The 27000-nt window shown below is 67.6% G+C and carries 23 protein-coding genes; 16 read left to right on the top strand and 7 right to left on the bottom strand.

Annotated features, from left to right (window positions below):
* Window positions 1-63: 63 nt before the first annotated feature.
* The 7 genes from eno to ABNQ40_RS03365 all read left to right on the top strand — a co-directional run bounded on the left by eno (window position 64) and on the right by ABNQ40_RS03365 (window position 7735).
* On the top strand, window positions 64-1341 hold the full coding sequence (gene eno / locus ABNQ40_RS03335) for a phosphopyruvate hydratase (RefSeq protein ID WP_391345523.1): 1278 nt from the start codon (window positions 64-66) through the stop codon (window positions 1339-1341).
* Between the two features lie 459 nt (window positions 1342-1800).
* Window positions 1801-3243: a bifunctional enoyl-CoA hydratase/phosphate acetyltransferase gene (locus tag ABNQ40_RS03340; RefSeq protein ID WP_109050100.1), complete on the top strand. Its 1443-nt coding sequence runs from the start codon at window positions 1801-1803 to the stop codon at window positions 3241-3243.
* A gap of 12 nt (window positions 3244-3255) precedes the next feature.
* Complete coding sequence (locus ABNQ40_RS03345) at window positions 3256-4482, top strand: acetate/propionate family kinase (RefSeq protein WP_109050101.1); 1227 nt, start codon at window positions 3256-3258, stop codon at window positions 4480-4482.
* A 75-nt stretch (window positions 4483-4557) separates the two neighbouring features.
* Window positions 4558-5508 carry a DMT family transporter gene (locus tag ABNQ40_RS03350; RefSeq protein WP_109050102.1) on the top strand — a complete coding sequence of 317 codons (951 nt, stop codon included), beginning with the start codon at window positions 4558-4560 and terminating at the stop codon, window positions 5506-5508.
* Between the two features lie 49 nt (window positions 5509-5557).
* Window positions 5558-6316, top strand: coding sequence for a phosphoglycerate kinase (gene pgk, locus ABNQ40_RS03355; protein WP_109050103.1), 759 nt, complete (start codon window positions 5558-5560; stop codon window positions 6314-6316).
* A gap of 116 nt (window positions 6317-6432) precedes the next feature.
* Window positions 6433-7455, top strand: coding sequence for a type I glyceraldehyde-3-phosphate dehydrogenase (gene gap / locus ABNQ40_RS03360; RefSeq protein ID WP_391345526.1), 1023 nt, complete (start codon window positions 6433-6435; stop codon window positions 7453-7455).
* A gap of 34 nt (window positions 7456-7489) precedes the next feature.
* A complete protein-coding gene (locus ABNQ40_RS03365; protein ID WP_042691513.1) occupies window positions 7490-7735 on the top strand; it encodes a hypothetical protein in 246 nt (81 codons plus the stop codon).
* A gap of 81 nt (window positions 7736-7816) precedes the next feature.
* On the opposite strand, the gene ABNQ40_RS03370 is transcribed toward ABNQ40_RS03365, so the two are convergent.
* The 6 genes from ABNQ40_RS03370 to ABNQ40_RS03395 form a co-directional block, all read right to left on the bottom strand.
* The gene (locus ABNQ40_RS03370) at window positions 7817-8902 is read right to left on the bottom strand and encodes an aromatic acid exporter family protein (RefSeq protein WP_109050735.1); all 1086 of its coding nucleotides are present in this window, start codon (window positions 8900-8902) and stop codon (window positions 7817-7819) included.
* 137 nt (window positions 8903-9039) lie between these two features.
* Window positions 9040-10281, bottom strand: a complete 1242-nt coding sequence (locus tag ABNQ40_RS03375) for a cytochrome c (RefSeq protein ID WP_109050734.1) — start codon at window positions 10279-10281, stop codon at window positions 9040-9042.
* Window positions 10278-12050 (bottom strand): GMC family oxidoreductase, encoded by a 1773-nt coding sequence (locus tag ABNQ40_RS03380; protein ID WP_109050733.1) that lies wholly within the window; start codon window positions 12048-12050, stop codon window positions 10278-10280. The genes ABNQ40_RS03375 and ABNQ40_RS03380 overlap by 4 nt, the downstream gene beginning before the upstream one ends.
* 3 nt (window positions 12051-12053) lie before the next feature.
* Entirely contained in the window at window positions 12054-12836 is a 783-nt protein-coding gene (locus ABNQ40_RS03385; protein WP_109050732.1) for a gluconate 2-dehydrogenase subunit 3 family protein, read from the bottom strand.
* Between the two features lie 241 nt (window positions 12837-13077).
* Window positions 13078-14757 carry a caspase family protein gene (locus tag ABNQ40_RS03390; RefSeq protein ID WP_247879893.1) on the bottom strand — a complete coding sequence of 560 codons (1680 nt, stop codon included), beginning with the start codon at window positions 14755-14757 and terminating at the stop codon, window positions 13078-13080.
* A 60-nt stretch (window positions 14758-14817) separates the two neighbouring features.
* The gene (locus ABNQ40_RS03395) at window positions 14818-15780 is read right to left on the bottom strand and encodes a LysR family transcriptional regulator (RefSeq protein WP_109050730.1); all 963 of its coding nucleotides are present in this window, start codon (window positions 15778-15780) and stop codon (window positions 14818-14820) included.
* A 107-nt stretch (window positions 15781-15887) separates the two neighbouring features.
* On the opposite strand from ABNQ40_RS03395, the gene ABNQ40_RS03400 reads away from it, so the two are divergent.
* The 9 genes from ABNQ40_RS03400 (at window position 15888) to ABNQ40_RS03440 (ending at window position 25274) form a co-directional block, all read left to right on the top strand.
* The gene (locus tag ABNQ40_RS03400; protein ID WP_109050729.1) at window positions 15888-16718 is read left to right on the top strand and encodes an SDR family NAD(P)-dependent oxidoreductase; all 831 of its coding nucleotides are present in this window, start codon (window positions 15888-15890) and stop codon (window positions 16716-16718) included.
* A gap of 241 nt (window positions 16719-16959) precedes the next feature.
* Window positions 16960-18033 carry a type II asparaginase gene (locus ABNQ40_RS03405; protein ID WP_109453177.1) on the top strand — a complete coding sequence of 358 codons (1074 nt, stop codon included), beginning with the start codon at window positions 16960-16962 and terminating at the stop codon, window positions 18031-18033.
* Between the two features lie 162 nt (window positions 18034-18195).
* Window positions 18196-18762, top strand: a complete 567-nt coding sequence (locus ABNQ40_RS03410; protein WP_109050728.1) for a histidine phosphatase family protein — start codon at window positions 18196-18198, stop codon at window positions 18760-18762.
* Window positions 18763-18991: 229 nt separating this feature from the next.
* A complete protein-coding gene (locus tag ABNQ40_RS03415) occupies window positions 18992-19582 on the top strand; it encodes a DUF6655 family protein (protein WP_109050727.1) in 591 nt (196 codons plus the stop codon).
* Window positions 19583-19615: 33 nt separating this feature from the next.
* Window positions 19616-20053 carry an EamA family transporter gene (locus ABNQ40_RS03420; protein WP_109050726.1) on the top strand — a complete coding sequence of 146 codons (438 nt, stop codon included), beginning with the start codon at window positions 19616-19618 and terminating at the stop codon, window positions 20051-20053.
* Between the two features lie 393 nt (window positions 20054-20446).
* A complete protein-coding gene (locus ABNQ40_RS03425) occupies window positions 20447-22744 on the top strand; it encodes a TonB-dependent siderophore receptor (RefSeq protein ID WP_109050725.1) in 2298 nt (765 codons plus the stop codon).
* Between the two features lie 81 nt (window positions 22745-22825).
* On the top strand, window positions 22826-23512 hold the full coding sequence (locus ABNQ40_RS03430) for a Fe2+-dependent dioxygenase (protein WP_109050724.1): 687 nt from the start codon (window positions 22826-22828) through the stop codon (window positions 23510-23512).
* A gap of 11 nt (window positions 23513-23523) precedes the next feature.
* The gene (locus ABNQ40_RS03435) at window positions 23524-24186 is read left to right on the top strand and encodes a tetratricopeptide repeat protein (RefSeq protein WP_109050723.1); all 663 of its coding nucleotides are present in this window, start codon (window positions 23524-23526) and stop codon (window positions 24184-24186) included.
* The gene (locus tag ABNQ40_RS03440; protein WP_109050722.1) at window positions 24183-25274 is read left to right on the top strand and encodes an alpha-hydroxy acid oxidase; all 1092 of its coding nucleotides are present in this window, start codon (window positions 24183-24185) and stop codon (window positions 25272-25274) included. The genes ABNQ40_RS03435 and ABNQ40_RS03440 overlap by 4 nt, the downstream gene beginning before the upstream one ends.
* An 8-nt stretch (window positions 25275-25282) precedes the next feature.
* On the opposite strand, the gene ABNQ40_RS03445 is transcribed toward ABNQ40_RS03440, so the two are convergent.
* Window positions 25283-26872: a methyl-accepting chemotaxis protein gene (locus ABNQ40_RS03445; protein ID WP_247879892.1), complete on the bottom strand. Its 1590-nt coding sequence runs from the start codon at window positions 26870-26872 to the stop codon at window positions 25283-25285.
* Window positions 26873-27000 lie beyond the last annotated feature (128 nt).

Below are 27000 nucleotides of genomic sequence, written 5' to 3' on the forward strand. Positions count from 1 at the left end.
TCAAAACCTCTCCCGACACGTCTGCGAACTGTCATTCCCTCAAGAAACGGGACATCCCTTCCCATGAGCGCCATCACCGAAATCCGCGCCCGCGAAATCCTGGACAGCCGCGGCAATCCCACCGTCGAAGTCGACGTCAGCCTTGAGACCGGCGCCTTCGGCCGCGCCGCGGTGCCGTCGGGCGCCTCCACCGGCGCCCACGAGGCGGTCGAGCTGCGCGACGGCGACAAGTCCCGCTTCGGCGGCAAGGGCGTGCTGAAGGCCGTCCAGTCGGTCAATGGCGAGCTGGCCAAGGCGCTGACCGGCATGGATGCCGCCGACCAGCGCGTGCTCGACATGACGATGATCGAGATCGACGGCACCGAGAACAAGAGCCGTCTCGGCGCCAACGCCATCCTGGGCGTGTCGCTGGCGGTCGCCCGCGCCGCCGCCGAGGATGCCGGCCTGCCGCTCTACCGCTATGTCGGCGGCGCCTTCGCCTCGCTGCTGCCGGTGCCGATGATGAACATCATCAACGGCGGCGCCCATGCCGACAACCCCATCGACATCCAGGAATTCATGATCATGCCGGTGGGCGCCGAGACCGGCGCCGACGCCATCCGCATGGGTTCCGAGATCTTCCAGTCGCTGAAGAAGAAGCTGAAGGACGCCGGCCACAACACCAATGTCGGCGACGAGGGCGGCTTCGCCCCCAACATCGGGTCGACCGACGAGGCGCTCGGCTTCGTCATGAAGGCCATCGAGGCCGCCGGCTACAAGCCGGGCGACGACGTCATGCTGGCGCTCGACGCCGCCTCGACCGAGTTCTTCAAGAACGGCAAGTACGAGCTGGCCGGCGAAAGCAAGTCGCTGTCGCCGGAACAGATGGTCGCCTACTGGGCCGATCTGGCCGGCCGCTACCCGATCATCTCGATCGAGGACGGCATGGCGGAAGACGACTGGGAAGGCTGGAAGGCGCTGACCGACGCCATCGGCAGCAAGGTTCAGCTGGTCGGCGACGACCTGTTCGTCACCAACCCCAAGCGTCTGGCCCAGGGCATCCGCCAAGGCGTCGCCAACTCGATCCTGGTGAAGGTCAACCAGATCGGCACGCTGTCGGAGACGCTGGAAGCGGTCGATATGGCGCACAAGGCCGGCTACACCGCCGTTCTGTCGCACCGCTCGGGCGAGACCGAGGACAGCACCATCGCCGATCTGGCGGTCGCCACCAACTGCGGCCAGATCAAGACCGGCTCGCTGAGCCGTTCGGACCGTCTGGCCAAGTACAACCAGCTGATCCGCATCGAGGAGCAGCTCGGCGCAGCATCCCGCTTCGCCGGCCGCGGCATCCTGAAGGCCTGAGTTCCACGAGCTTCCTGAAGTCCCCTGCCCGGCAATCCTCCGCCCCCCTCTCCTGCCCCCGGAGAGGCGATCACGACGGCAAGGACTGCCCCTGAAGGGATTTCAAGGACGGGCGGCGGGCGCCCCGATCGCTGAGACGTCCCGCCGTTGTGCCCCCTCCTCCCGTCTCTCCCCGGGAGGAGGGGGAAGCCCCGCCCGGCCATCCCGCAGAAATCGGCCTTGAGCCACCTGCGGCATAGTGTCAAGGACCGGGCTTTTCGACGGTTCCATGTTGCGATGCACAGTTAATATATTAATATATCTAAGGTTCCCGGCGCGGCGCAGAACGCTGGCGCAAAACGGGCGACGATCCCGGATGAAACATTGGACGGCCACCGTTTCCGTCCCCTCCCGACGCCGCCCCTTCGGACCGTAGAAAACGGGCCGCTCGCTCGACCCGGTCAACCGGAGTGTTCAAAAATGCGTGCCAGTGGTGAAGCTTCCGGCAACGGCGCCTGCGCCGTCGTCGAGAATGTGACCTTCGACGAAATCCAGATCGGCCAGTCGGCCAGCCTGTCGCGCCAGCTCACCCTGATGGATGTGGAGCTGTTCGCCACCGTGTCGGGCAACATCAACCCGGCCCATCTCGACCCGAAATTCGCCGCCGACAGCCGATTCCAGAAGGTGATCGGTCCCGGCATGTGGTCGGGCTCCTTGATCTCGGGCGTGCTGGGCACCTACCTGCCGGGCGCCGGCTCGCTCTACGCCGGCCAGAGCCTGCAGTTCCGCCGCCCGGTGGGCTTGGGCGACATCGTCACCGCCACCGTCACCGTGATCGAGAAGCGTCCGGCCAAGAACGTCGTCGTCTTCGACTGCGTCTGCACCAACCAGGATGGCGAGATCGTCGTACTGGGCACCGCCGAGGTGGTCGCCCCGACCCAGAAGGTCGTCCGCCCGGCGCATGAGCTGCCGCAGATCCAGATGATCCGCCACGACAAGCACGACGCCCTGCTCGCCAAATGCGACGAGCTGCCCCCGGTCGTCACCGCCGTCGCCTATCCCTGCGACGCCAGCTCGCTTCAGGGCGCCGTCGAGGCGGCCGAGGCCGGGCTGATCGAGCCGATCCTGGTCGGGCCGGAAGCCCTCATCCGCAAGGTCGCCGCGGCCGGCGGGCTCGACATCGCCCGCTACCGCATCGTCGATGCCGCCCACAGCCGCGCCGCCGCGGCTGCTGCCGTGGCGCTGGCCCGCACCGGCGAGGCCGAAGCGGTGATGAAGGGCAGCCTGCACACCGACGAGCTGATGGGCGAGGTGGTGAAGAAGGAAACCGGCCTGCGCACCGCCAGCCGGATCAGCCACGTCTTCCTGATGAATGTGCCGACCTACTCCAAGACGCTGCTGATCACCGACGCGGCGATCAACATCTATCCGACGCTGGAGGACAAGGTCCACATCGTCCAGAACGCCATCGACCTCGCCAAGGTGCTGGGCGTCGCCACCCCGCGCGTCGCCATCCTGTCGGCGGTCGAGACGATCAATCCGAAGATCAACACCACGCTGGAAGCCGCAGCACTCTGCAAGATGGCCGACCGCGGCCAGATCACCGGCGGCATCCTCGACGGCCCGCTGGCCTTCGACAACGCCATCTCCGCCGAAGCGGCGCGCACCAAAGGCATCACTTCCCCGGTCGCCGGCCAGCCGGACATCCTGCTTGCCCCCGATCTGGAGGCCGGCAACATGCTGGTCAAGCAGCTGTCGTTCCTGGCGAATGCCGACCTCGCCGGCATCGTGCTGGGCGCCAAGGTGCCGGTCATCCTCACCAGCCGCGCCGACAATGTGCGGGCCCGGCTCGCCTCCTGCGCCGTCGCCTCGCTGGTCGCCGCCGCCAAACGCCAGCCGAAGCTCGCGCTGGCCGCCGAATAGGACATCCCCGTCATGGTCGCACTGTCAAATTCCAGCGAGGACGCCTGCCTCGTCATCAATGCGGGTTCCTCCAGCCTGAAATTCTGCGTCTTCCAGGGTGGCAGCGCCACCGAGATCGAGCCGGTCGTCACCGGCCAGATCTCCGGCATCGGCACCGCTCCCCGCTTCGAGGCGAAGGACGCCACCCGCCACAAGATCGCCGACCACAGCTGGACCGACGGAGAGAATCCGGGCCGTCCGGAGCTGCTCCACCATCTGCTCGACTGGATCGGCGACACGCTGAAGGGAGCCACTTTGGTGGCCGCCGGCCACCGCGTCGTCCATGGCGGCACCCGCTTCTCGGCACCCGTGCGCGTCACCCCGGCGGTGCTCGACCAGTTGGAGGAACTGATCCCGCTCGCTCCCCTGCATGAGCCGCACAACATCGCCGCCATGCGGGCGCTGGCCCAGGTCTATCCGTCGCTGCCGCAGGTCGCCTGCTTCGACACTGCTTTCCACCAGACCCAGCCCTGGCAGTCGCAGACCTTCGCCATCCCGCGCGAACTGACGGCGGAGGGCATCCGCCGCTACGGCTTCCACGGGTTGAGCTACGAGTACATCGCCCACCGCCTGCCCCAGGTGGCGCCGGAACTGGCCGACGCTCATGTGGTGGTCTGCCATCTCGGCAGCGGCGCCAGCCTGTGCGCCATGCGCGGCGGGCACAGCGTTGACACCACCATGGGCTTCACCGCGCTGGACGGCGTGCCGATGGGCACCCGGCCGGGCACCATCGATCCCGGCGTGCTGATCTATCTGATGCGCGAGAAGGGCTACGGCGCCGACGAGCTGGAGAAGCTGCTCTACCACAAGTCGGGCATGCTGGGCGTCTCGGGCCTCTCCAACGACATGCGCGACCTGGAAAACTCCGACCTGCCGGCGGCTGCCGAGGCGGTGGAGCTGTTCTGCCACAACGTCGCCAAGCAGGTGGCGGCGCTGGCCGGCTCGATGGGCGGGCTGGACGCGGTGGTCTTCACCGCCGGCGTCGGCGAGAACTCCACACTGGTGCGGTCGCGGGTGGCGGAGAAGCTGTCCTGGCTCGGCGTCGCCATCGACCCGGCGGCCAATCGGGCAAAGGCGACCCGCATCTCCGCCCAGGAGAGCCGCGTGCCGGTCTTCATCATCCCGACCGACGAGGAACGGATGATCGCCCGCCACACGCTGGGCGTGATTGCAGCAGAGCAGTTGGAACGGGCGGCGTAAGCGCAGCAGACGCCGGCAATTCTCCCTCTCCCAGAACGGGAGGGGGAGACCTCCCCGGGGCAGGAAAGCGTCATCATGGAACAGGTCCCTACAAGCGCCGCCGCCAAACCGCCGGAAAACGTCCGACTCGGCATCCTGTCGATGCTGCTGGCGATGGCCCTGATGACCATCATGAACGCACTCGCCAAGATCCTGGCGGAGAGCTATCCGCTGGGCGAGGTCACCTTCTTCCGCAACCTGTTCGCCCTGCTGCCGGCGGTCGCCATGGTCGCCGCGGCGGGCGGGCGGAGCTGCCTGCCCACCGACCATTGGCAGGGGCATCTGTGGCGGGCCATCGTCGGGCTGGCATCGATGGTGCTGCTGTTCTGGGCCTATCACCTGATGCCGCTGGCCAATGCGGTGGCGATCTCCTACTCCGCCCCGCTGTTCCTCACCGCCCTCTCGGTGCCGCTGCTGGGGGAGAGGGTCGGCGCCTTCCGCTGGGGTGCGGTGGCGGTCGGCTTCGCCGGGGTGCTGATCATGGTCCAGCCCGGCGCCGGCATGCTCGACCGCGGGGCGTTGGTGGCGCTGACCGCCGCCGTCTGCTACGCGCTGGCGATGATCGCCATGCGCCAGCTGGGCCGCACGGAAAAGCCGGTGACGACGGTCTTCTATTTCACCGTGGTCTCGACCCTGCTCAGCGCGCTGGCCCTGCCGTTCGGCTGGACGACGCCGGACGGCCATGCGCTGGCGCTGATGGCGGGAATGGGGATCGCCGGCGGCGGGGCACAGTATTTCAGCACGCGGGCCTATTCGCTGGCCCGGGCGGTGGTGGTCGGCCCCTTCAGCTATGCCAGCCTGATCTACGCGACCATCCTCGGCTGGCTGGTCTGGGGCGATGTGCCGGCCCCGCATGTGATCGTCGGCGCCACTGTGGTGATCGGCAGCGGACTGCTGATCCTCTACCGCGAAACCCGCCGCGCCGCGGCGTCCCCACCGAAGCCTTGCACGACACACTCTGGCCCCGGACCGATCCGGACCGCCTGAACGGCAAAGAACGAAGAACAAGACTGGTTCGAAGGAAAGGACAAGCATCATGCTTACGACCGATGTCCGAGGCAATCTGGCCCCCCGACTGACCGGCCGGCTGCATCTGATCACGGGTGGTCGTGATGCGAGCGGGCCGGCGCAGTCAACCCTGTTCACCCCTGCCCGCAAGGCGGGACGATCCGATCACGCGGTTTGCGCCATCGTCGGCGGTGCGAAACTGTCCGCCAAGCTGGATCTGCTGATCCGGCTGGTGACGCGGGTCGACGTTCTGGCGCTGGGCGGCGGCATCGCCAACACCGTCTTGGCGGCGACCGGCACCGACATGGGCGCCTCGCTGTGCGATTACGGGCTGATCGACGAAGCCCGCAAGCTGCTGGACCGGGCAAAGGCCTGCGGTTGCGAGCTGCTGCTGCCGGTCGACGTGGTGGTGGCAACCGAAGCGAAAAACGGGGTGGAGGACCGCGTCGTCCCCTGCGCCGCCATCGGGCCGGAGGACATGGTGCTCGACATCGGTCCGGCGACGGCGGCGCGGCTGACCGCCTGCGTCGAGGGCGCCCGGACCGTGGTGTGGACGGGACCGCTCGGGGTTTATGAAATCGCCCCCTTCGACGGCGGCACCAACGCGCTGGCATGGTTCATCGCCCGGCGCACCCGCGATGCCGGCCTGCGGTCGGTGGCGGCCGGTGACGACACCATCGCCGCCCTGGCTGCCGCCGGGGTGGAGGACCGCTTCAACGAGCTGACCAGCCGCGACGCCCTGCCGGCGTGGCTGGATGCGATGTCGCCGCGCGCCGTCCCTGCGTGAACGCAAAAGCACTCCCTTAAATTGCAATTCCTGCGGACTGAAACCCGCATTCCCCGGTTGAATCAGGTCTCCGCCCCAACCGGCACGGGACCGCAACCGAACGACTGGAGCACATCATGGCTGTACGGGTAGCGATCAATGGGTTCGGCCGCATCGGCCGTCTGGTTCTGCGCGCCATCTACGAGAGCGGCCGCAAGGACGTGGAGGTCGTGGCGATCAACGACCTCGCCGATCTGAAGGCCAACGCCCACCTGCTGAAGTACGACAGCGTCCACGGCCGCTTCCCCGGCACCATCGAGACCGGTACCGATGAAAACGGAAATGGCGTGCTGATCGTCAACGGCCACTCCATCAAGGTCGTGCAGGAGCGTGACCCGGCCAAACTGCCGTGGAAGGATCTCGGCATCGAGATCGCCATGGAATGCTCGGGCATCTTCACCAAGCGCGCCGATGCCGCCAAGCATCTGGAAGCCGGCGCCGAGAAGGTGCTGATCTCGGCCCCGGCCACCGACGAGGACATCACCGTCGTCTACGGCGTCAACCACGACAAGCTGACCGCCGAGCACAAGATCGTCTCGAACGCGTCCTGCACCACCAACTGCCTGGCCCCGGTGGCCTTCGTGCTGAACAATCTGGTCGGCATCGAAAAGGGCTTCATGACGACGATCCACTCCTACACGGGTGACCAGCGGATCGTCGACACCAACCACAAGGACCTGCACCGCGCCCGCGCCGCGGCCCTGAACATGATCCCGACCTCGACCGGTGCGGCCAAGGCGGTCGGCAAGGTCCTGCCGGAGCTGAAGGGCAAGCTGGACGGCACCGCCATGCGCGTTCCGACCCCGAACGTGTCGGTCGTCGACTTCAAGTTCACGTCCAAGCGCGCCACCTCGGTCGAAGAGATCGTCAAGGCGATCGTTGAGGCCGCCAACGGCCCGCTGAAGGGCGTGCTGAGCGCCTATGACGAGGAGCTGGTGTCGTCGGACTTCAACCACGACCCGCACAGCTCGACCTTCGCGCTGAACGAGACCAAGGTCATCGACGGCAATTTCGTTCGCGTCATGGCATGGTACGATAACGAGTGGGGCTTCTCCAACCGGATGGCCGACACCGCCGTCGCCATGGCGAACGCCAAATAACACCAGCCCGACCCAGACCAAAAGGAGCCGGACGATGAGCAAGACGATCATGTGGGCCGAAACCGATGCCAAGGGCTTCGAGTCCGAGTGCCTGTTCAACGAGGACAGCCGCCACTATGAAGTGATGGTCTGCGCCTCGGGCCGCCGGCTCTGCCGGTCGGAATCTTTCCCGGCCCAGTCCGACCCCATGCAGGGGATGAGCGACGACGACCGCCAGCGGGCGCTGCACTGCGCCGAACGGCTGGTGACCGAGATCGAGCACGATCTGGGCGACCGCTGACCGGGCACGCCCGGACTTCTTGAAACGGCCAGGGCCGGCATCCTCGCGGTGCCGGCCCTTTCGCCGTCCGGCGGCAGCAGCCTACCGATGGGCGGCGAAGTCCGCCGTCCGTTCGACGAGGTCGTCCAGGTTGCGGCGGAACTGCTCCAGCACGAAGCCGGTGCCGAACATCCGCCACAGCCAGTCGGTCGGCATGTCGCGCGTCCGCCTTTCCGCCCGTGTGCGGTCGATTCCGGCCCGGTAGCCCGCCAGCGCATCGGCGAGTGCCATCGAGCGGTCGGGCGGCTGGCCGGTGGCGAGGGCGTCGGCCAGACCGCGCAGGGTCGATGCGCCCGCCGCCGCGACCGGTGTCCAGTCGGGGCAGACGTCGCGGTCGGCGATATCCTGCCGAGGCTCCCCCACCGCGCGGCGCAGCATCACCACGTCATGCCGCAACCGCATCAGCGTCCTCAGCAGCGGATCGGGGTCGGGCATGTCGGCCAGCCGGCTCCGCCGCTCCCGCGCAGCCTCGCCCACCAGGGTTTCCAGCCGGGTCAGGGCTTGCCGGGTCCGCACCACCAGCCGGTTCATGACGGCCTGGGACGCATCGTCGGTGACGGCGAGTGCGTCCAGTTGCTCCGCCATCAGCCGCGCCACCTCCGCCGCCGTGTCCAGCACGGAACGCGAGGCGCGAGCCGGCACCACCAGAATCGACACCAGGATCCCAACGATGCAGCCGAGCCCGACCTCCAGCATGCGGTCGGTGGCGAAGCTGAGCGGGCCGAGGCTGGCTCCGGCACTGCCCAGCAGCACGATGATCGCGGTGATCGGCGCGATGCGGAAACCGGCCGACTTGGCGGCGAGGTAGGACAGCGGCGCCACCGCCGCAAGCAGCGCCGCGGCACGCGCCAGCCCGTCCGTGTGCGGGATCAGCATGGCGATTGCCCCGCCATAGGCCACGCCGACCAGCGATCCGACGAAGCGGTCCAGCGCCGCCTTCAGCGAGCCGCCGACATTGCTTTGGGTGACGATCAGCGCGGTGATGACGGCCCAGAAGCCCTGCGGCAGGTCCAGCACCTCCGCCAGCGCGAAGGTTGCGAGGGTGGAGGCGGTCATCCGCAAGGCATGCACCAGCTTGGACCGGTTCCGCGCCACCCACGACGCCGGCACGCTCCGCCACCCGCTCATTCCATCAGTCCCGGTCCATGTTCGACTGGCGCTCAGTGTCCACCATGACGATGCAAATCGCCAGAGACGGTGCGACGCCTTCATTGTCCCGGAGAAAGGGCAGCGGCGGCCGGTTCGCCGCCGCTGCCCCGCTCCCGTCAGTTCGCCTGGGCCAGCGTCTTGCGCACCTTCGCCACATCCCCGGCGCTGACCGGCGGAGCGGCATTGCTCCAGTTGTTGCGGATGTAGGTGACGACCGCCGCCACGTCGGCATCGGTCAGCCGCCAGCCGAGCGGCGGCATCGCCGGGCCGGTCGGACGGTCGTCGGTCGCCACCGCGCGGGAGCCGTCCAGCACCAGCCGGATCAGCGTCGCCGGGTCGTCGGCCTGCACCAGACCGCTGCCGGCCAAGGTCGGGAACAGGAAGGTCTGGCCCTTGCCGTCGCCGCCGTGGCAGGCCATGCAGGTGTCGGTGTAGACCGCCCCGCCCGTCCTCATCCGCGCGTCATCCGCCGCCAGCGGTGCCGGCGCCTTCCCCGCGGGCGGCTTCTGGCCGAGCAGATAGGTCGCGATGGCCTTCAGATCGGCATCGGTCATTTTGGAGCTGGAGTTCTGAATCTCCTCCGCCATCGGGCCGGAGGCGAGCGACTGGTGGTTCGCCCCGGTCTTCAGATAGGCGGTCAGCTGGTCAACCGACCAGTTGCCGATGCCCTGCCGCTTGTCCGTGGTGATCGACGGCGCATACCAGGCCTGGAGGTTGGCCCCCTGCAAGGCCCGGTCGTTGTCGTCGGCACCCAGCGCGCTCTTCGGTGTGTGACAGGTGCCGCAATGGCCCAGCGCCTGGACCAGATAGGCGCCACGGTTCCACTCCTCCGACTTCTGCGGGTCGGGCTTGAAGCTCGAAGGTTCGAAGTTCAGCAGGTTCCAACCCGCCATCAGCAGCCGGATGTTGAAGGGGAAGGGCAGTTGGTTGGCTTCCACCGCATTGCTCACCGGCTCCAGCGTCTGGAGATAGACCCACAGCGCATGGATGTCGTCGTCGGTCATCCGGGTGTAGGCGGGATAGGGCATGGCGGGGTAGAGCCGCTTTCCGCCGCGGCCGACGCCCTCGCGCAGGGTTCGCCGCAGATCCTCCTCGGTCCAGTTGCCGATGCCGGTCTCGCGGTCCGGCGTGATGTTGGGGGCGACCAGCGTGCCGAACGGGGTCTGCAAGGCCGCTCCGCCGGCATAGGGCTTGCCGCCGGGCACGCTGTGGCAGGCGACGCAGTCGGCGGCGGTGGCGACATAACGACCGCGTTCGATCAGGGTGAAGTCCTGGTCGTCGGCGATGGCGGGCGTCATCATTGCTGAGGATGCCGTGACCAGCAGGGCCGCGGCGATGGCGAGACGGATCCTGGTCATGCGTGCACCAATGGGCCGGGGGATTTCAGGTAGCGGCTGCGGATCGCGTCCGCCGCGCGGAAGGCCAGCGCCCCCACCGTTCCTGTCGGGTTGAAGCCCGAATTCTGCGGGAAGACATTCGCCCCGACGGTGAAGACGTTCGGCACGTCCCAGCTCTGCAGGAACGGGTTCACCGCGCTGGTGGAGGGATCGGCACCCATCGCCGTGCCGCCGACCACATGGGTGGACTGGTAGGGCACCGTCGACCAGGGCCCGGTGCGCGGATACTCGACGCTTTGCTGCGCCCCCATGGCGCGGACGATCTCCGCCACCTTCTTGGTGACGTAGGCCGACATCTTCACGTCGTTCTCGGGGAAGTCGAAGGTGATGCGCATCAGCGGCCGACCGAGCCGGTCGGTATAGGTGGGATCGAGGTCGAGGAAATTGCCGCGGTTGGCATAGCTGCTGGCTTCGCAGCCGACGCTGAGGTTGCTGAGATAGCTGTCGCGCATCGCCTTCTTCCAGCCCGATCCCCAGGCCGGCGTGCCCGGCGGTGTCGGCCGCTTGGAGATCGGCTCCGCCCCGATGGGCGCGCAGCGCGTGCTGCCGCCGCCGAGGAAGCCCAGCGGCCCATGGTCGAAATTGTCATTGTTCAGTTCGTCGATGGCCATGCCAGTGGCGCCGCCGCCGATGAAGTTGTTGAAGTTGTACTTGGCGGGATCGAAGAAGCCGACGACCTGATTGGCCATCTGGTAGCAGAAATTCCGCCCCACCACGCCGGTGCCGGTGCTGACGTCGTAAGGCTTGCCGATGCCGGACAGCAGCATCAGCCGAACATTGTCCAGCATGAAGGCGCAGAGAATCACCAGATCGGCCGTCTGCTCCAGCTCTTCGCCCGAGGTGTCGACATAGGTGACGCCGGTGGCCTTCTTGCCGGTGGAATCCAGATTGACCTTCAGCACCTCGCACAGGGTGCGCAGCTCGAAGTTGGACTTGCGCATCAGCACCGGCAGCACCGTCGTCTGGGCACTGGCCTTCGAATAGTTGGCGCAGCCGTAATTGGTGCAGAAGCCGCAGAAGGTGCATTGCCCCATCGTCACGCCCAGCGGATTGGTGTAGGTGCGCGACAGCAGCGAGGACGGGATCGGGAAGGGCTTGTAGCCCATCTTGGCCGCCGCCTCGGCGAACAGGGTGGGGCCGTAGGTCTGCATCATCGGCGGGTTGGGGAACTCGCGCTTGCGCGGCCCTTCGAACGGATTGCCGCCCTCCTGGATCTGGCCGTTCAGGTTGCCGGCCTTGCCCGACACGCCGGCCAGATACTCGAACCTGTCGTAATAGGGCTCCATGTCCTCATAGGTCAGGCCCCAGTCCTGGATCGTCATGTCATCCGGTATGGCCTGGGCGCCATAACGCTCGGTAAAATGAGAGCGCAGCCGGAAGTCGGAGGGCGAGAACCGCCAGGTGATGCCGGCCCAGTGCACACCGGCGCCGCCGACGCCGTTGCCGGGATGGAAGGAGCCGAACTGCCGCATCGGCAGCGCCGTCTGGTCGGCGTTGTTGCGGGCGGTGACCGTCGTCTGCGCCGGGCGCAGCATCAGCTCCTGGCGCGAGTTGTAACGCAGCTCGTCCGGGGCATAGCCGATGTTGAAGTCGGTGGCGGTGTCGCGCCAGGGGCCGCGCTCCAGCGCCACCACGTCCAGCCCTTCGTCACACAGCTCGTTCGCGATGATCGAGCCGGTCCAGCCGAGGCCGACGATCACCACATCCTTGTGGGGAAGTTTGCGCGCCATTCCTCAGCCCTTCCTGGCCCAGTCGCCGCGGCCGCCGATCGACACCGGCGGCAACGTATATTTCTGATTGTGCTTCAGCACATGGTCCCGGTAGTCGTACCGGGTGCCGGGGAAGCCGATCATCTTCCAGCTGACCATGTCGCGGTTGCCGCCATAGATCGGGTCGGCGAAGAACCCTTCCATGGTGTTCTGCAACAGCAGGCTGAAGAGGCTGCCGGAACCGACCGGACCGTCGAACTTTGCCTCCCCCGCCTCCATCTCCGTCAGCAGCTTGTCCTTCTGCTCCGGCGACAGGTCGGTGAAACTCTTGCCGTCCATCGTCCGGCGGCAATGGTCGTCCAGCGCCTTCAGACCCTGGCGGTACTTCATCGCCGGGGGCAGGTCGGTCTGGTCGCCTTGGGTCGGCAGGCCGGGCTGGAACGGCCCCTTCATGTAAAGCCGGTCGGAGGTGCCGTAATGGCCGGACAGCTGCCGGTCGATGAAGACGGCGCAGCCGGCATCCTTGCCGCTGACGCTGAGGTCGTCCGCGGGGATCAGCCGTTCGACAATGGCCTCGACCAGTTCGCCCTCGCGCGGGGTGAAGAAGGTCCAGGGGCCGGGAAGGATCTGGCGGGGCGGCTCGATGGAGCCGGAATCCCAGGGCAGCCCGGTGCCGAACAGGACTTTCGCCCGGGCGCCGGAGGCCGTCAGCGCCACCAGCCCCATCGCCGTGGTGGCGAGGAAGCGGCGGCGGCTGGTGAGGAACACGCTTGGCTGGCCCGTATTCGGGCTTTTGCTTGGCTTCATGTCTGGATCATCCCGGAATCGTCACAACCGCAGCCGATGTCGCATTGCACAACAGATCAGCGGTGGAAAGATAATTTCCAATGATCGAAAGACATACACCCGGGCTCAATGGCGCACGCCGTCATCATTGGGCGATGATCGAGCACAAACGGTCAGTGCAGGGGGCACAAATGTAGTGTCCACCGGTGGTAACCGCAGGCGGACACGGACCTTTGGCGACGCAACCTTTCAGTGCCCTCTGTCACTCCTCTTCCTCGTCTTCCTCTTCCTCCGGGACCTCTTCGAAGACGATCCTGTCGCCTACGGCGTAGAGCATGCACTCATGGTTGCCGCCGGACTGCTCGCACCGCTCCAGCGCCGCGTCCTTCGCCTCTTCCTCGCTGTCGCGATCCCAGACGGTGGCCCAGCGGCCGGCCAGCGTCACGGCCAGCGCCTTGTGGCCGGGGTTGCGCTGGTAGTTCACCATGCCGACCTTGCGGGTGTGGTCGCTGACGAAGGGCACGCGCGCCGGATCGAAACGGCCGGCCCCGAGGATCTCGACCGGCATCGGCGTGAAGCCCTTGGCGTCCATCACCACCGCGTCGTCGACCGCATAGAGCGTGCAGGGCTCCTCCGCACGGTACTGGCAATATTGCAGGGCGCTGCGCTTGACGTCGTCCCCGGTCCGGCTGTTCGACTTGTTGGAGAAATAGGCGTAATTGCCCTTGGTCGAGATCGCCAGCGCCTTGGGCGAAGGCAATCCCCCATACATCGCCAGCGTCCCCCGCGATTTGGCGTTGAGATAGGGGATCGCCGCCACATCGAGCGGCCGGGCCAATGGTGCCGCCGGAGCCGGGATTGCCGAGGGGGCCGGGATCGGCGCCGGGGCAGGAGTTGGGCCGGGAATTGGAGCAGGAACCGGCGGGGCGGCGAGTGCCGCGACCGAAAGTTGGGCCCGCTCCGGAGGCACCGTCCCGCCCAGTTCGGCGACGCGCGCCTCGGCGATGGGAGCGAAGGTGCCTTGCGGGAACTGCTTCAGATAGGCTTCGAACAAGCCGCGGTTGGAACTGCCCTTGATGCTGTCCCAGAACAGCGTCTCCTTGTCGGCGTTCGTTGCAGGGGCCGCCGATGCCGGGGGCGCCGCGTCGGCGGGAGGCGCCGTCACCACCGTGGTCGGCCCCAGGAAATAGAAGCGCCCTTCGATGGGAGAGGCCGAAACCCAGGGCTGCTGCACCCCGCCGGAGTTGCGCTTCACCGCGATCCCGACATCGTTGAAGACATCGAACACCGCCTCGCCCGGTTTCAGCATCGCCTTCGACAGCACCTCGGTGTAGGGGCTGTTGGAGCCGGCGCCATCGGCCGCCACGGCGCCCGGCTGGGTCGCATAGGCGATGATGGTCCCGGCGGGGGCCTGCATCTGCGCCAGGCCCGGCAACGCCGCACGCATGCCGCGCCCGCCGAAGGGGTTGTTGCGGCAGGCGTCCAGGATGACGATGTTCAGCCGGCTTTCCGCCAGCGCCATCTCGTCCAGCACCATGGCGACGTCGATCAGTTCGTACCGGACGTCCGCCTCCTTCTCCAGGTTGGCGGAAACCGGCAACAGGTAATTGGTGCCCCGCGCCTGCATGCCGTGTCCGGCATAGAAGAACAGCCCGACATCGGCCCCGACCAGCTTGGCGCCGAAGCTGCGGATCGCCCGTTCCGTTCCCGCCCGGTCCAGATCGAGCTGCGGCGCCCCGCCGATCAGCTCGAAGCCGGCCGCGCGCAGGGACTCGGCCATCGCCTTGGCGTCGTTGGTCGGGTTGGGCAACCGCGGCGCAAAGCGGTAGTCGCTGTTGCCCAGCACCAGCGCCACCCGCCGTTCCGCCGCGGCCTCACCGGAGGCCGCCACCCAGACGAAAAGCGACAGGGCGAGCGCGACGGTGCGTCCCAGGATCTTCAAGGCCGATTTCCTTCGGATCGAAAGCAGTTCCGGCACTTTGCCCAGGCAACGGGGCGGGTTTCAAGGACGGCGACCATCTTCCTGCACCAAGTTGGCATCCACCTTGCCGTCCGCCATGGACGCGGCGGAGCGGACGGCGTCGATGAAGGCCCGCAAGGCCGGGGCCATCTGCCTCTGGCGCGGATAGCACAGGAACCGGCCGGGAAAGGCGGCGGACCAATCCTCCAGCAGCGGAACCAGCTTCCCCGCAGCGATAGGACCGGCCACGGCATCCTCGACACAAAAGCCGATCCCGATGCCCCGGAGGGCCGCGCGCAATGCCACGTCCTTGTCGTTGAAGATCAGCGGCCCGTCGACCGCGACCTCGAACCAGGACCCGTTTCCGAAGAACTCCCAGGCATAGGGCATCACATGGCCCGGCCAGCGCCAGCGGATGCAACGATGGTCGACCAGATCGCGCGGATGCGCCGGCCGCCCATGACGATCCAGATAGTCCGGCGACGCCACGGCGATCTGTCGCAGGTCCGGACCGAGACGCACGGCGACCATGTCGCGGTCGATCACCTCGCCGATCCGGATGGCAGCATCGAAGCCGCCGGCCACCAGATCCACCACCGCGTCATCCAGCGTGATGTCCAGAACCACATCCGGAAAGTCCCGTGCGAAGTCCGCCAGCATCGGTTCGATGTAGCGTTCCGCCGCCGCGCGGAAGCTGTGGACGCGCACGATGCCGGAGGGGCGTTCGCGATACTGGCGCACCTGCCCGATGGCATCGCCGAGTTCGGAGACGGCCGGCTGAACGCGCCGGAACAGATTCTCGCCGGCATCGGTCAGCGCGACGCTGCGCGTGGTCCGGTTGAACAGACGCACCCCCACCCGCTCCTCGAACCCGCGCACCAGCTGGCTGAGCGCCGACGGAGAAACACCCAGCCGCTCCGCCGCCCGGCTGAAACTCAGCGTCTCGCCGACGGCGAGGAACGCGCGAAGCTGGTTGTAGTCGCTGCCGGAGAGCAAGGGGTCCATCGCTTGAAGAAAGCATTCTTCAGCCGCGCTTACAAGTCTGATCAGAAATCCGGGCATTCTGTAAACATGCCACGGGACGTATCTCTGACCGCGAAAGGAGACTCCCCATGACCACATGGTTCATCACCGGCATCTCGCGCGGCCTCGGGCTGGCGCTCGCCAAGGCAGCCCTTGCGGAGGGCGACACCGTCATCGGCACCGTCCGCACCGGCAGGCCGGACCTTCCCGCGGGGCGCGGCACCCTGCATGTCCTAACCGTCGATCTCGCCGACGGCGAGGCGGCCGAGGCGGCGGTCGGTCAGGCCTTCGCTCTCGCCGGCCGCATCGACGTGATCGTCAACAATGCGGGCTACGGCCTGCTGGGGGCGGTCGAGCAGGCCAGCGACGACGAGGTCGCCCGGCTGTTCGCGGTCGACGTGTTCGCGCCCTTCCGCATCGTCCGCGCCGCCCTGCCCCGACTGCGCGCCCAGGGGGCCGGGCACATCGTCAACATCACCTCCATCGCCGGACGGGCACCCGGCGCCGGTTCCGGCCTCTATGCGGCAGCCAAACACGCCTTGGAAGGATTGTCCTCCAGTCTCGCGCAGGAGGTTGGCCCGCTGGGCATCAAAGTGACGGCGGTGGCCCCCGGCGCCTTCCGCACCGACTTCCTGTCCAACCATTCGATCCGCAAGAGCAGCGCCGAGGACGCAGCCTATGCCGACAGCGTCGGACGCATGTCATCCGCCTTCGACGGCATGGCCGGGCGCCAGCTCGGCGATCCGGATCGCGCCGCAAAGGCCATCCTGGCCGCCGTCCGTTCCGACACCCCGCCGCTCCATCTGCTGCTGGGGTCCGATGCCCTCAACCGCGCCCGGTCCAAGCTCGACGCCGTGATCGCGGAAATCGACGCCTGGGAAGCGGTGACCCGCAGCACCGACTTCACCGGCCGGGGCTGAGGCGCGGGACTGGCCGACGGGCAGGTCAGCGGGCGGGAAGGTTTGCAAGGCCGGCGAACTATCCCGCCCCAGCGCCGACTCTCGAACAGGCATTCACATTCGGTCCGCAAACCATTCATGACGCTGACTAAGGACATTCAATGGAATTGCCGAGACTGCGCGCTCCCGCAGGCTGGCACGGGCCGGCCATAAAAAAACGCACTGGGAGAGGAACGCCGTGTTCAAGACCACCACCCGCGCCATGGGCCGCAAAGTGGCCGCTGCCGGACTTGCCGCGCTGCTGCTGAGCGGAACCGCGACCCACGCCGCCTTCGCCGATGACGGGCTGCCCAACGTCACCATCCTGGCGACCGGCGGCACCATCGCCGGCACCGGCGCCACCAGCACCACGACCGTCGGCTACACCGCCGCCAAGGTCGGCGTCGAGAAGCTGATCGAAGCGGTGCCGGAGTTGAAGAAGGTCGCCAACGTCAAGGGCGAGCAGGTCTTCCAGATCGCCAGCGAGAACATGACCAACGACCATTGGCTGAAGCTGGCCAAGCGGGTCAACGAGCTGCTGGCGCAGAAGGACGTCGACGGCATCGTCATCACCCACGGCACCGACACCATCGAGGAAACCGCCTATTTCCTGAACCTGACGGTCAAGAGCACCAAGCCGGTGGTGATCGTCGGCGCCATGCGGCCATCCACCGCCATCAGCGCCGACGGTCCGGTCAACCTCTACAACGCGGTGACGCTGGCCGGCTCCAAGGATGCCGTCGGCAAGGGCGTGCTGGTCTCGCTCAACGACCAGATCAACGCCGGCCGCGACGTGACCAAGACCAACACCTCGACCGCCGACACCTTCCGCACGCCGGAACTGGGCTTCCTCGGCTACATGCAGGACAACAAGGCGCACTTCTACCGGCAGGTCGTGCGCAAGCACACCGCCGAGGCGGAGTTCGACATCTCCAATCTGGACAGCCTTCCGCAGGTCGACATCGTCTATGGCTATGCCAACAACAACCGCACCGCGCTCGACGCCCTGGTGAAGGCGGGGGCCAAGGGCATCGTCCATGCCGGTGTCGGTGACGGCAGCCTGTCCAACGCGATGAAGCCCGGCCTGATCGACGCCCGCAAGCAGGGCGTGGCAATCGTCCGCTCGTCCCGCGTCGGCAACGGCATCGTCGCGCGCAACGGCGAGGCCAACGACGACGAGCTGGATTTCGTCGCCAGCGACACCCTCAACCCGCAGAAGGCGCGCATCCTGCTGATGCTGGCGCTGACCAGGACGACAGACAGCAAGGCCATCCAGAAGATGTTCTACACTTACTGAGCCGGGACATGCAGACAGGGGCCGTCCGGCACTCTCCGGCGGCTCCTCTCCCATCGCGGACAATGCTGCCGGCAACAAGCACCCCGGATCGGGCGTTGAGCAGGAGGAAGCGGAAGCCGCACCGGGCTCCGATCAGCGGTCGCACCACCGAGGGAGATGCCGATGCCTGCGCCATGCCGCCGCAGCCTGATTGCCCTATCCGCCGCGGCGCTGCTTGCCGTCCTGGCCGGCGCATGTCCCGCCACGGCACAGGACACGGCCGGGCTCATCGTGCTGATGCGCCATGCGGAAGCGCCCGGCACCGGCGATCCGGCCGGATTCACGCTGGACGACTGCGCAACCCAGCGCAATCTCAGCGAGGATGGCCGCACCCAGGCGGCGCGGATCGGCGGGCGGCTGCGGCAACTCGGCATCAATCAGGCGCGCGTGCTGTCAAGCCAATGGTGCCGCTGCCTGGACACCGCCCGCCTGCTGGATCTCGGCCCGGTGAAGGAATTGCCGGTCCTCAACTCCTTCTTCGGCCAGCAGGACGAGGAGAAGGAGAGGATCACCCAACTCCGCCAGTTCCTCGCCGACCTGCCGCGCGACGGCAAGCCGGTCGTGCTGGTCACCCATCAGGTCACCGTCACCGCCCTGACCGGCATCTTCCCGGCTTCGGGCGAGGCGGTGCTGCTGCGGGCGAACGGCACCCCCAACCCGGAGCAGGTGGACCGGCTGACCGTCCCCTGATCCGTGCGATGGGGGTGGGTGGTACCGCCCTTCGTGGCGGACCTGGACATCTGCGCCGTTGACCGGACGCCCGCCGTCGGTCTGGATAGGCCGCCCAACGCGGCTGATCGCCGGGAAGATGCCAGGAAAAGGACTGATGTTCGGTGGGCAAACTAAATATTCTTACAATGCAGAACCTACCCATGACGGCGCATGGCGCCGGCTTTACCGGATCAGGCTGCCGCTTCTATTGAGCATCGTCGGATTTGGACTGGCCGGCTGCTCGACCTCCCACGTCACCACCCCTGCCCGCTCCGCCACCGAACAGCTGCTGATCTCCACCGCGGCCGATCAGGCGGCGGAACGCCTGGCCGGCAGGCTGGCCGTGCAGGGAAGCATCTATGTCGATTCCGCCGGTGTCGAAGGCTACGACACCAAATACGCCGTCTCCGCCGTGCGCGACGCGCTGCTGCGCCATGGCGCCGCCATGGCCGAGAACCGCGACAAGGCGGCCATCATCGTCGAGTTGCGGGTCGGCGCCCTGTCGGTGGACAGCGAAAGCTCGCTGCTCGGCATTCCCAGCATCGACATTCCGATGCCGGTCGGCGGCAGTTCCTCCACGCCGGAGATTTCGCTGTTCAAGAAGGAGCTGACCCAGGGCGTCGCCAAGATCGCCGCCACCGCCTACGACAGGACTTCCGGTACGCTGGTGTCCTCCAGCGGGCCGCAATACGGCTTCTCCAACCGGGCGGAATGGGTTCTGCTGCTGATGCTGAGCTGGGACACCAACGACCTGCTGCCGCCCAAGACCCGGCCCGATCCGAAGCCCTGGGACGACTGACCGGACGAAAGCGATCTGAAGGAAACCAAGAGAATGACCGGTGACCTGTTTCCGTCCTGGATGCTGTGGGCGCTGCTGTCGGCCTGCTTCGCGGCGTTGACCGCCGTCTTCGCCAAGGTCGGCGTCGAAGGCGTCGGGTCCGACATGGCGACGCTGATCCGCACCGCCGTCATCTTCGCGATGCTGATCGGCATCGTCGTCTCGTCGGGACAGTCGCTGTCGCCGTCGGCGGTGTCGGGCAGGACGTGGCTGTTCCTCGTCCTGTCCGGCCTCGCCACCGGGGCCTCCTGGCTGTGTTATTTCCGCGCGCTGAAGTTGGGGCCCGCCTCGCAGGTGGCGCCAGTCGACAAGCTCAGCGTCGTGTTGGTGGCGGTTTTCGGCGTTCTGTTCCTGGGTGAAAAGCTGTCGGCGCCGAACTGGCTGGGGGTCGTGCTGATCGCCGCCGGGGTGATTCTACTGGCATTCAAGTGACGCCGGTTTCCGCACCTGAACGGGCTACCTCACCAAGTCCTGCGCGAATGAAAATCATTCTTATTATCATAGTGACTTTTCGGCAACATTGCCGATTTCCACCCCGAGACGCCCCTTTCCGCCGACATCGACCCGCCACCGCAAGCACGCGTCATCTTATTGATAATTAAACATAAATCTTATAACGCGACGCAGCCTGCCGCCGTCGCGACCCAGACGGCCAACCACGCGCATTCGGCGTGAAAGCCTTTCCGTTCGCCCGCGGCGGCTGTTCGCCCGCCCTCCAACTCAGAATGCCTCTCAATCTCAGCTGTTGCAAGGAAGGCCTATCCCATTGGTAGAAGGCGCTCCAGCGATCGTCCAATCCACCTTGGCGCATTTCGGGAGAGCTTGATGCGACAGACCACGTCCCCCCATGGACTGAGACCCCTTCTGGCAGGTGCCGCCGCCACCGCCAGCCTTGCCATGACCTTCGCCCTGCCGGCGACGGCCGATGCACAGGCCACCGGCACGGGATCGGGAACTCCGGGGACCGGTCCGACGCCGCAACGGTCCTCCGGCGACGCCCTGCAGCTCGATTCGATCAAGGTCGATGCCGCAGCACCGCAGACCGGCAACGTCAACGCCGCCCCGACCGGCGTGTCCCGCCTGCCCGACACGGTCAAGGACACGCCCCGCGTCGTCAACGTCGTGCCGCAGGAGATCATCGAGCAGCAGCGCGCAACCTCGCTGGAGCAGACGCTGCGCAACGTGCCGGGCATCACCATTTCGACCGGCGAGGGCAACGGCGGCCAGAACGGCGACCAGTTCCGCATCCGCGGCCTGACCGCGCGCGGCGACATCTACACCGACGGGCTGAAGGATTTCGGCGTCTACACCCACGACGTCTTCAACACCGAGACGGTCCAGGTCTTCAAGGGTCCGTCGGGCAACGGCTTCGGCGTCGGCAATTCCGGCGGCGTCATCAACCAGGGCACCAAGAAGGCGTCGCTGGTGCAGAAGGCCAAGGTGGAGCAGTCGGTGGGCAGCGGCCCGACCTATCGCACCACAGTGGACGTGAACCAGCCGCTGAGCGACACCGCGGCGCTGCGGGTGAACGGCCTCTACCACACCCAGAACGTTCCCGGCCGCGACGATGTGGACGCCGACCGCCGCGGCATCGCCGCCGACCTGGGCCTGGGTCTCGGCACGCCGACCACCTGGCATCTGAACTACGCCTTCCTGAAGGGCGAGAAGACGCCCGACATGGGCCAGCCGATGGTGCAGGGCCGCGACGGCATCTTCCGTCCGGCCGCGGAATACGGCCTCAGCCGTTCGACCTCCTATGTCCGCACCCTCGACCGCGACGACACCGAAAACCACATCCTCACCTCGTCCTTCGCGCATGAGGTGAACAAGGCGCTGTCGGTCTACAACGACTCCCGCTTCAGCCATTACGAGCGCAACATCGCCGCCACCACCCCGTCGCCCCTCAGCGGCGCGGCGGCGACCCAGTTCCTGGCCGGCCGCGATGTGGCGCTGAGCTATGGCGCCGGCGGCGGCATGGCGTTCAAGCAGCAGGGCTTCGGCGTTCAGAACGTCACCGGCGCCAAGGTCGACGGCGATCTGTTCGGGCTGCGCCATTCCCTGAACGGCGGCCTCGACGTCAGCTATCAGCGCGACAAGCGCGAGACCGGCACCTGGGTCAACCGGGTCAACAACCAGACGGTCCGCAACCCGACGCGCAACTACTCCGCCAACACCGCCATCATCTATCCGGAAAGCGGCGGCCGCGAGGCCAGCGTGACCAATGCCGGCCTGTTCGTGACCGACCGCATGTGGCTGTTCGACAAGCTGTCGGTCCAGGGCGGCCTGCGCTGGGACTATTTCCGCACCAGCTTCGGCTCCGCCTCTCCGACCATTGCCGGCGGACAGGCTTCCGACCGCACCTGGAGCCCGTCGGTCAGCCTGATCTATGAACCGACCAAGGAGTCGTCGGTCTACGCCTCCTACTCGCGCTCCTACAAGCCGATCGGCACCGACATCGCCGCCGCGGTCACCAACGGCACGGCGGAGACGCCGAACGGCGCCCGCAGCTTCGATCCGGAGCAGACCGACCTGTACGAGATCGGCGGCAAGGCCGACTTCCTGAACGGCCGGCTGGGCGTCAGCGGCGCCATCTTCCAGGCGGAAAAGACCAACACCTACTCGGTCGATCCCGCCACCGGCACCGTCACCGACGGCTTCTCCGAAGCAGGCCTGGGTGTCCGCATCCGCGGTTTCGAGGCCAGCATCAGCGGCAAGCTGACGGAAGGCTGGAGCGTCTACACCAACTACGCCTATCTCACCGGCAAGGTGACGGAGTCGCGCACCAACGCGGCGCTGGTCGGCCATGCCGCCCCCAACGTGCCGAAGCACAATGGCAGCCTGTGGACGACCTACGAATTCGATGCCGGCAGCGTCGGCAAGTTCACGGTCGGCGGCGGCATGCAGGTGGCGTCGGAATATTGGACGGACAGCGCCAACACCGGCCGCCTGCCCTACACCTTCTCGGCGGATGCGCTGGTGTCCTACGAGTTCCGCAACGTCTCGGTGGCGCTGAACGGCTACAACCTGACCGACCACCGCAATTACGCCTCCGCCTTCAACGCCAGCCGCGCCGTGCCGGCCTCCGGCCGCACCGTCATGCTGACCACCGGCCTGACCTTCTGATCCATAACCGCATCGTCTGAAAAGTCGGCCGGACCGCCCCGTCACGGGCGGTCCGGCCTCTCCTGTACGAGGAACCACCTCATGCTCCTGCAGATCCCCGACATCCTCGCCGCGGATGAGATCGCGCAGTGCCGCACGGTGCTGGAGGCATCGCCCTGGGTCGACGGGCGGGTCACCGCGGGCGACCAGGCGGCGGGCGCCAAACGCAATCTGCAAATCCCGGAGGAGAGCGACACCGCGCGGGAGCTTGGCACCGTCATCCTGCGCGCGCTGGCCCGCAGCCCGGCCTTCAATTCCGCCGCCCTGCCACTGCGCGTGCTGCCGCCGATGTTCAACCGCTACGACCACGCCATGACCTACGGCTATCACGTCGACAACAGCATCCGCACGATCCCCGGAACCGGCGGCATGCGCATGCGGGCCGACGTGTCGACCACCATCTTCCTCAGCGATCCCGAGGAGTACGAAGGCGGCGAGCTGATCGTCGAGGACACCTACGGCACCCGGTCGGTCAAGCTGCCGGCGGGGCACGCGGTGGTCTATCCGTCTAGCAGCCTGCATCAGGTCAGCCCGGTGACGCGCGGATCGCGCTGGGCCTCCTTCTTCTTCACCCAGTCGATGGTGCGCGACGACGGGCTGCGCACCATGCTCTACGACCTCGACATGGCGATCATCGAGCTGCGGCAGGAGCTGGGCGACAGCCACCACGCCGTCCTGTCGCTGGTCAACCATTACCACAACCTGCTGCGCCGCTGGGCGGAGGTGTGAGGACGGTTCCGATGCGGTCGACCTCCCGCGGCATCGGCCCGGCGGACACCCTGCTGGCGCTCGGCCAGTCCTGCCTCGACCGCGGCGAGGGCGGGCAGGCCTTCGCCTGGTTCCGCAGCGCGGCGCGCGGCGGCGACGCCCGCGCCATCAATATGCTCGGCCGTTGCCATGAACATGGCTGGGGCGTTCCCGCCGATCCCGTCCAGGCGGCGGCCCACTACCGCAAGGCGGCCGATCTCGGCGACGGCTGGGCGATGTTCAATCTGGCCGACCTCCATTGCCGCGGGATCGGCGTCGCCAGGGATGACGAGGCCGCCTATCGGCTCTATGCCGCCTCCGCCGCCAAGGGCAATGCCAAGGCGTTGAACATGCTGGGTCTGTTCCACGAGAGCGGGCGCGCGGTGCCGGCCGACGAGGCCGCGGCGCGTGCCCTGTTCAAGGCGGCGGCGGAGAGCGGCGATTGCTGGGGCCGCTTCAACCATGCCCGCCTGCTGATCGGGGACGGGGCGAGGGAGGAGGCGCTGCGCTGGTTCCGCCTCGCGCTCGACAGCGGCTTTCCCGACTTCTACCGCAGCATGGCGGTGGCCCTGGCCCCGCATCCCGACCCGCAAATCCAGGCGCTGGCCGCCGATGCCCTGAGGCTGGCCGAAACCCGGAAGGAGGCTTGTCGATGATCGTCCCGCCCGACACCGTGTCGCTGTCCGACTATGAGCGGCATTTCAACGACCGGATCGATCCGGCGACCCGCGCCTACATCGCCGGGGCCGGGGCCGACGGCATCACCCAGCGCGCCAACCGCGAAGCCTTCGACCGCCTGCGCCTGATGCCGCACGTCCTGCGCGACCTGTCCGGCGCCACCGCCCGGTCCGAACTGTTCGGGGAGGTGCTGGATTATCCCATCATCCTGGCGCCGATGGCCCACCACAGGCTGGTCCATCCCGACGGCGAACTGGCGACGGTGGAGGCCGCCGGCCTGACCCGCAGCTGGATGACCGTCAGCACCCAGGCCAGCGTCCGGGTGGACGAGATATCCCGGCGGGCGACGGCGCCCCTGTGGTTCCAGCTCTACAGCCAGCCGCGGCGGGAGGACACGCTGACCCTGGTGCGGCGGGCGGAGGATGCCGGCTGCAAGGCGCTGGTTCTGACGGTGGACGCGCCGGTGAACGGGATGCGCAACATGGAACAGCGTGCCGGCTTCCGCCTGCCGCCGACCATCGCCCCGGTGAACCTCGCCGGCCTCGCTCCGGACGATTTCCGCCCGGCCCGCCCCGGCAGCCCGGTCTTCCAGGGCATGCTGCACGCCGCCCCGACCTGGGACATGGTGGCCTGGCTGTGCGGCGAAACGGGCCTGCCCGTCCTGCTGAAGGGCATCCTCAATCCCGAGGATGTGGAGCCCGCCATCGCCGCCGGGGCCGGCGGGCTGATCGTCTCCAACCATGGCGGCCGGACGCTGGATACCCTGCCCGCCAGCATCGACGCCCTGCCGGCGGTGGCGGAACGGGCGGCCCGCCGTCTGCCGGTCCTGATGGACGGCGGCATCCGCCGCGGCACCGACATCCTGAAGGCGCTGGCGCTGGGCGCCGACGCGGTGCTGGTGGGTCAGCCGGTGCTGCACGCGCTGGCCGTCGGCGGCATGGCCGGCGTCGCCCACATGCTGACCCTGCTGCAAACCGAGCTGGAGGTCGCCATGACGCTCACCGGGCGGCCGACCCTGCCGGACATCGACCGCTCGGTGATCTTCAGCCTTGATTGCGGCGCCTGATCGGGGCGTCAGGCCGCCCGGACATGGCGGAGGAACTCCTCCGCCTGATCGCGCAGGGACAGCGCCTGCCGGCCGAGGTCGGCGGCGGCGGCACGGACTTCGGAGGCCATCACGCCGGTCTCGTGCGCGGACTGCGAGACCTCCTCGATGTTGTGGGTGACCTCGGTCGTGCGGTCGGCGGCGCGCTGGACCGACTGGGCGATGTCGGCGGTGGTGGCGCTCTGGTGGTCGGCGGAGACGGCGATGCGACCGACGAGATCGCTGACCGACAGCACGGTGCGGCCGATCCCTTCGATGGCCTCCACCGCATGACCGGTCACCGCCTGGATTTCCGCCACTTGGCGGGCGATGTCGTCGGTGGCGCGCGCGGTCTGGTTGGCGAGCGTCTTCACCTCGCCGGCGACGACGGCGAAGCCCTTGCCGGCCTCCCCCGCCCGCGCCGCTTCGATGGTGGCGTTCAGCGCCAGTAGGTTGGTCTGCGCCGCGATGTCCTGGATCAGGGTCACCACCTCGCCGATCTTGCCGGCGGCGGCGGCCAGCCCGTCCATCGTGTGGTTGGTGCGGGTCACCTCCTCCACCGCGCTGCGGACCATGCGGGCGGACTCCTCCACCTGCCGGCCGACCTCGCCGATGGAGCTGCTCATCTCCTCCGCGGCGCCGGCGACGGTGCGCACGTCGTCGCTGGCCTCGCCCGCCGCGGTGCTGACGGTGTGGGCGCGGACGCTGCCGGTCTCGGCGATGTCGTGCAGACGCTGGGCATTGGCCTGCAACTGCGTCGTGGTGGCGCTCAGCACGCCGACGACGCCCAGAAGCGAGCCTTCGAAGGACTGCGCCACCTCCTCCATCGCCGCACGGCGTTCCTGAACCGACCGCGCGCGCTCCGCCGCCTGGGCCTCGTGCAGCCGGGCGACCTCCAGCGCGTTGTCCTTGAACACGCCGAGCGCCCTGGCCATGCCGCCGATCTCGTCCTTGCGGCCCAGCGCCGGGATGGCGGCCGACAGGTTGCCGCGCGCCAGCTCCTCCATCGCGACACGGATGCCGGACAGCGGCCGGAACATGCGCCGCGCCAGCAGCAGGCAGCCGGCGGCGACCAGCAGGGTCACGACCGCGCCAATGACCGCGATCATCGCCTGGGTATCGCGGATCGCCGCGAAGAACTCCGCTTTCGGAATGCCGACATAGAGGATGCCGACGACACGGCCGTCCGGCGCCTTGATCGGGTCGTAGGCGGTGTAGAAGGGCGTGCCCAGGATGTCGGCCTGCCCGCGATAGGGCACGCCGCGCCCCAAAACCGCGTCGTAAACCGGCCCCTTCGCCAGCGTCGTCCCGACCGCGCGGCCGCCGTCCGGCTTCAGCACGTTGGTGGCGACGCGGCGGTCGCCCATGAACAGGGTCGCGGTGCCGCCGACCAGCCGCTTGACCCGATCCACCGGCTCGAAGAAGTCGTTCAGGGCGCGCTCACCGGCAAACAGCTTGCCGTCATGCGCATCGAACGCCTGCCCATACTGGTTCAGCACGTCCCAGGCGACGCGCATGTTGGTTTCCTGCCGCTCCATCGCCACCCGGTCGGCATAGCTGGTCAGCAGAAATTCATTCACACCGAATGTAGAGAATGCAAGCAACAGCAGCCCACCGCCGCAGAGCATCACAGTCTTGCCCGCAAGGGACAAAGCCCTGATCGTCATATCCAATCCCCGATTTAGTCCCGCCAACGGCGCCTTGCTCT

This window comes from Azospirillum sp. A23, from assembly GCF_042938965.1.
GTDB lineage: Bacteria > Pseudomonadota > Alphaproteobacteria > Azospirillales > Azospirillaceae > Azospirillum > Azospirillum melinis.

Bases quoted from the DNA above. Each gene is read 5' to 3' on its own strand.
- ABNQ40_RS03375 (WP_109050734.1), bottom strand. From the start codon at position 10,281: ATGACCAGGATCCGTCTCGCCATCGCCGCGGCCCTGCTGGTCACGGCA.
- ABNQ40_RS03430 (WP_109050724.1), top strand. From the start codon at position 22,826: ATGCTCCTGCAGATCCCCGACATCCTCGCCGCGGATGAGATCGCGCAG.
- ABNQ40_RS03420 (WP_109050726.1), top strand. From the start codon at position 19,616: ATGACCGGTGACCTGTTTCCGTCCTGGATGCTGTGGGCGCTGCTGTCG.
- eno (WP_391345523.1), top strand. From the start codon at position 64: ATGAGCGCCATCACCGAAATCCGCGCCCGCGAAATCCTGGACAGCCGC.
- ABNQ40_RS03380 (WP_109050733.1), bottom strand. From the start codon at position 12,050: ATGGCGCGCAAACTTCCCCACAAGGATGTGGTGATCGTCGGCCTCGGC.
- gap (WP_391345526.1), top strand. From the start codon at position 6,433: ATGGCTGTACGGGTAGCGATCAATGGGTTCGGCCGCATCGGCCGTCTG.
- ABNQ40_RS03400 (WP_109050729.1), top strand. From the start codon at position 15,888: ATGACCACATGGTTCATCACCGGCATCTCGCGCGGCCTCGGGCTGGCG.
- ABNQ40_RS03435 (WP_109050723.1), top strand. From the start codon at position 23,524: ATGCGGTCGACCTCCCGCGGCATCGGCCCGGCGGACACCCTGCTGGCG.
- pgk (WP_109050103.1), top strand. From the start codon at position 5,558: ATGCTTACGACCGATGTCCGAGGCAATCTGGCCCCCCGACTGACCGGC.
- ABNQ40_RS03405 (WP_109453177.1), top strand. From the start codon at position 16,960: ATGGGCCGCAAAGTGGCCGCTGCCGGACTTGCCGCGCTGCTGCTGAGC.
- ABNQ40_RS03350 (WP_109050102.1), top strand. From the start codon at position 4,558: ATGGAACAGGTCCCTACAAGCGCCGCCGCCAAACCGCCGGAAAACGTC.
- ABNQ40_RS03425 (WP_109050725.1), top strand. From the start codon at position 20,447: ATGCGACAGACCACGTCCCCCCATGGACTGAGACCCCTTCTGGCAGGT.
- ABNQ40_RS03345 (WP_109050101.1), top strand. From the start codon at position 3,256: ATGGTCGCACTGTCAAATTCCAGCGAGGACGCCTGCCTCGTCATCAAT.
- ABNQ40_RS03385 (WP_109050732.1), bottom strand. From the start codon at position 12,836: ATGAAGCCAAGCAAAAGCCCGAATACGGGCCAGCCAAGCGTGTTCCTC.
- ABNQ40_RS03340 (WP_109050100.1), top strand. From the start codon at position 1,801: ATGCGTGCCAGTGGTGAAGCTTCCGGCAACGGCGCCTGCGCCGTCGTC.
- ABNQ40_RS03410 (WP_109050728.1), top strand. From the start codon at position 18,196: ATGCCTGCGCCATGCCGCCGCAGCCTGATTGCCCTATCCGCCGCGGCG.
- ABNQ40_RS03365 (WP_042691513.1), top strand. From the start codon at position 7,490: ATGAGCAAGACGATCATGTGGGCCGAAACCGATGCCAAGGGCTTCGAG.
- ABNQ40_RS03395 (WP_109050730.1), bottom strand. From the start codon at position 15,780: ATGGACCCCTTGCTCTCCGGCAGCGACTACAACCAGCTTCGCGCGTTC.
- ABNQ40_RS03440 (WP_109050722.1), top strand. From the start codon at position 24,183: ATGATCGTCCCGCCCGACACCGTGTCGCTGTCCGACTATGAGCGGCAT.
- ABNQ40_RS03370 (WP_109050735.1), bottom strand. From the start codon at position 8,902: ATGAGCGGGTGGCGGAGCGTGCCGGCGTCGTGGGTGGCGCGGAACCGG.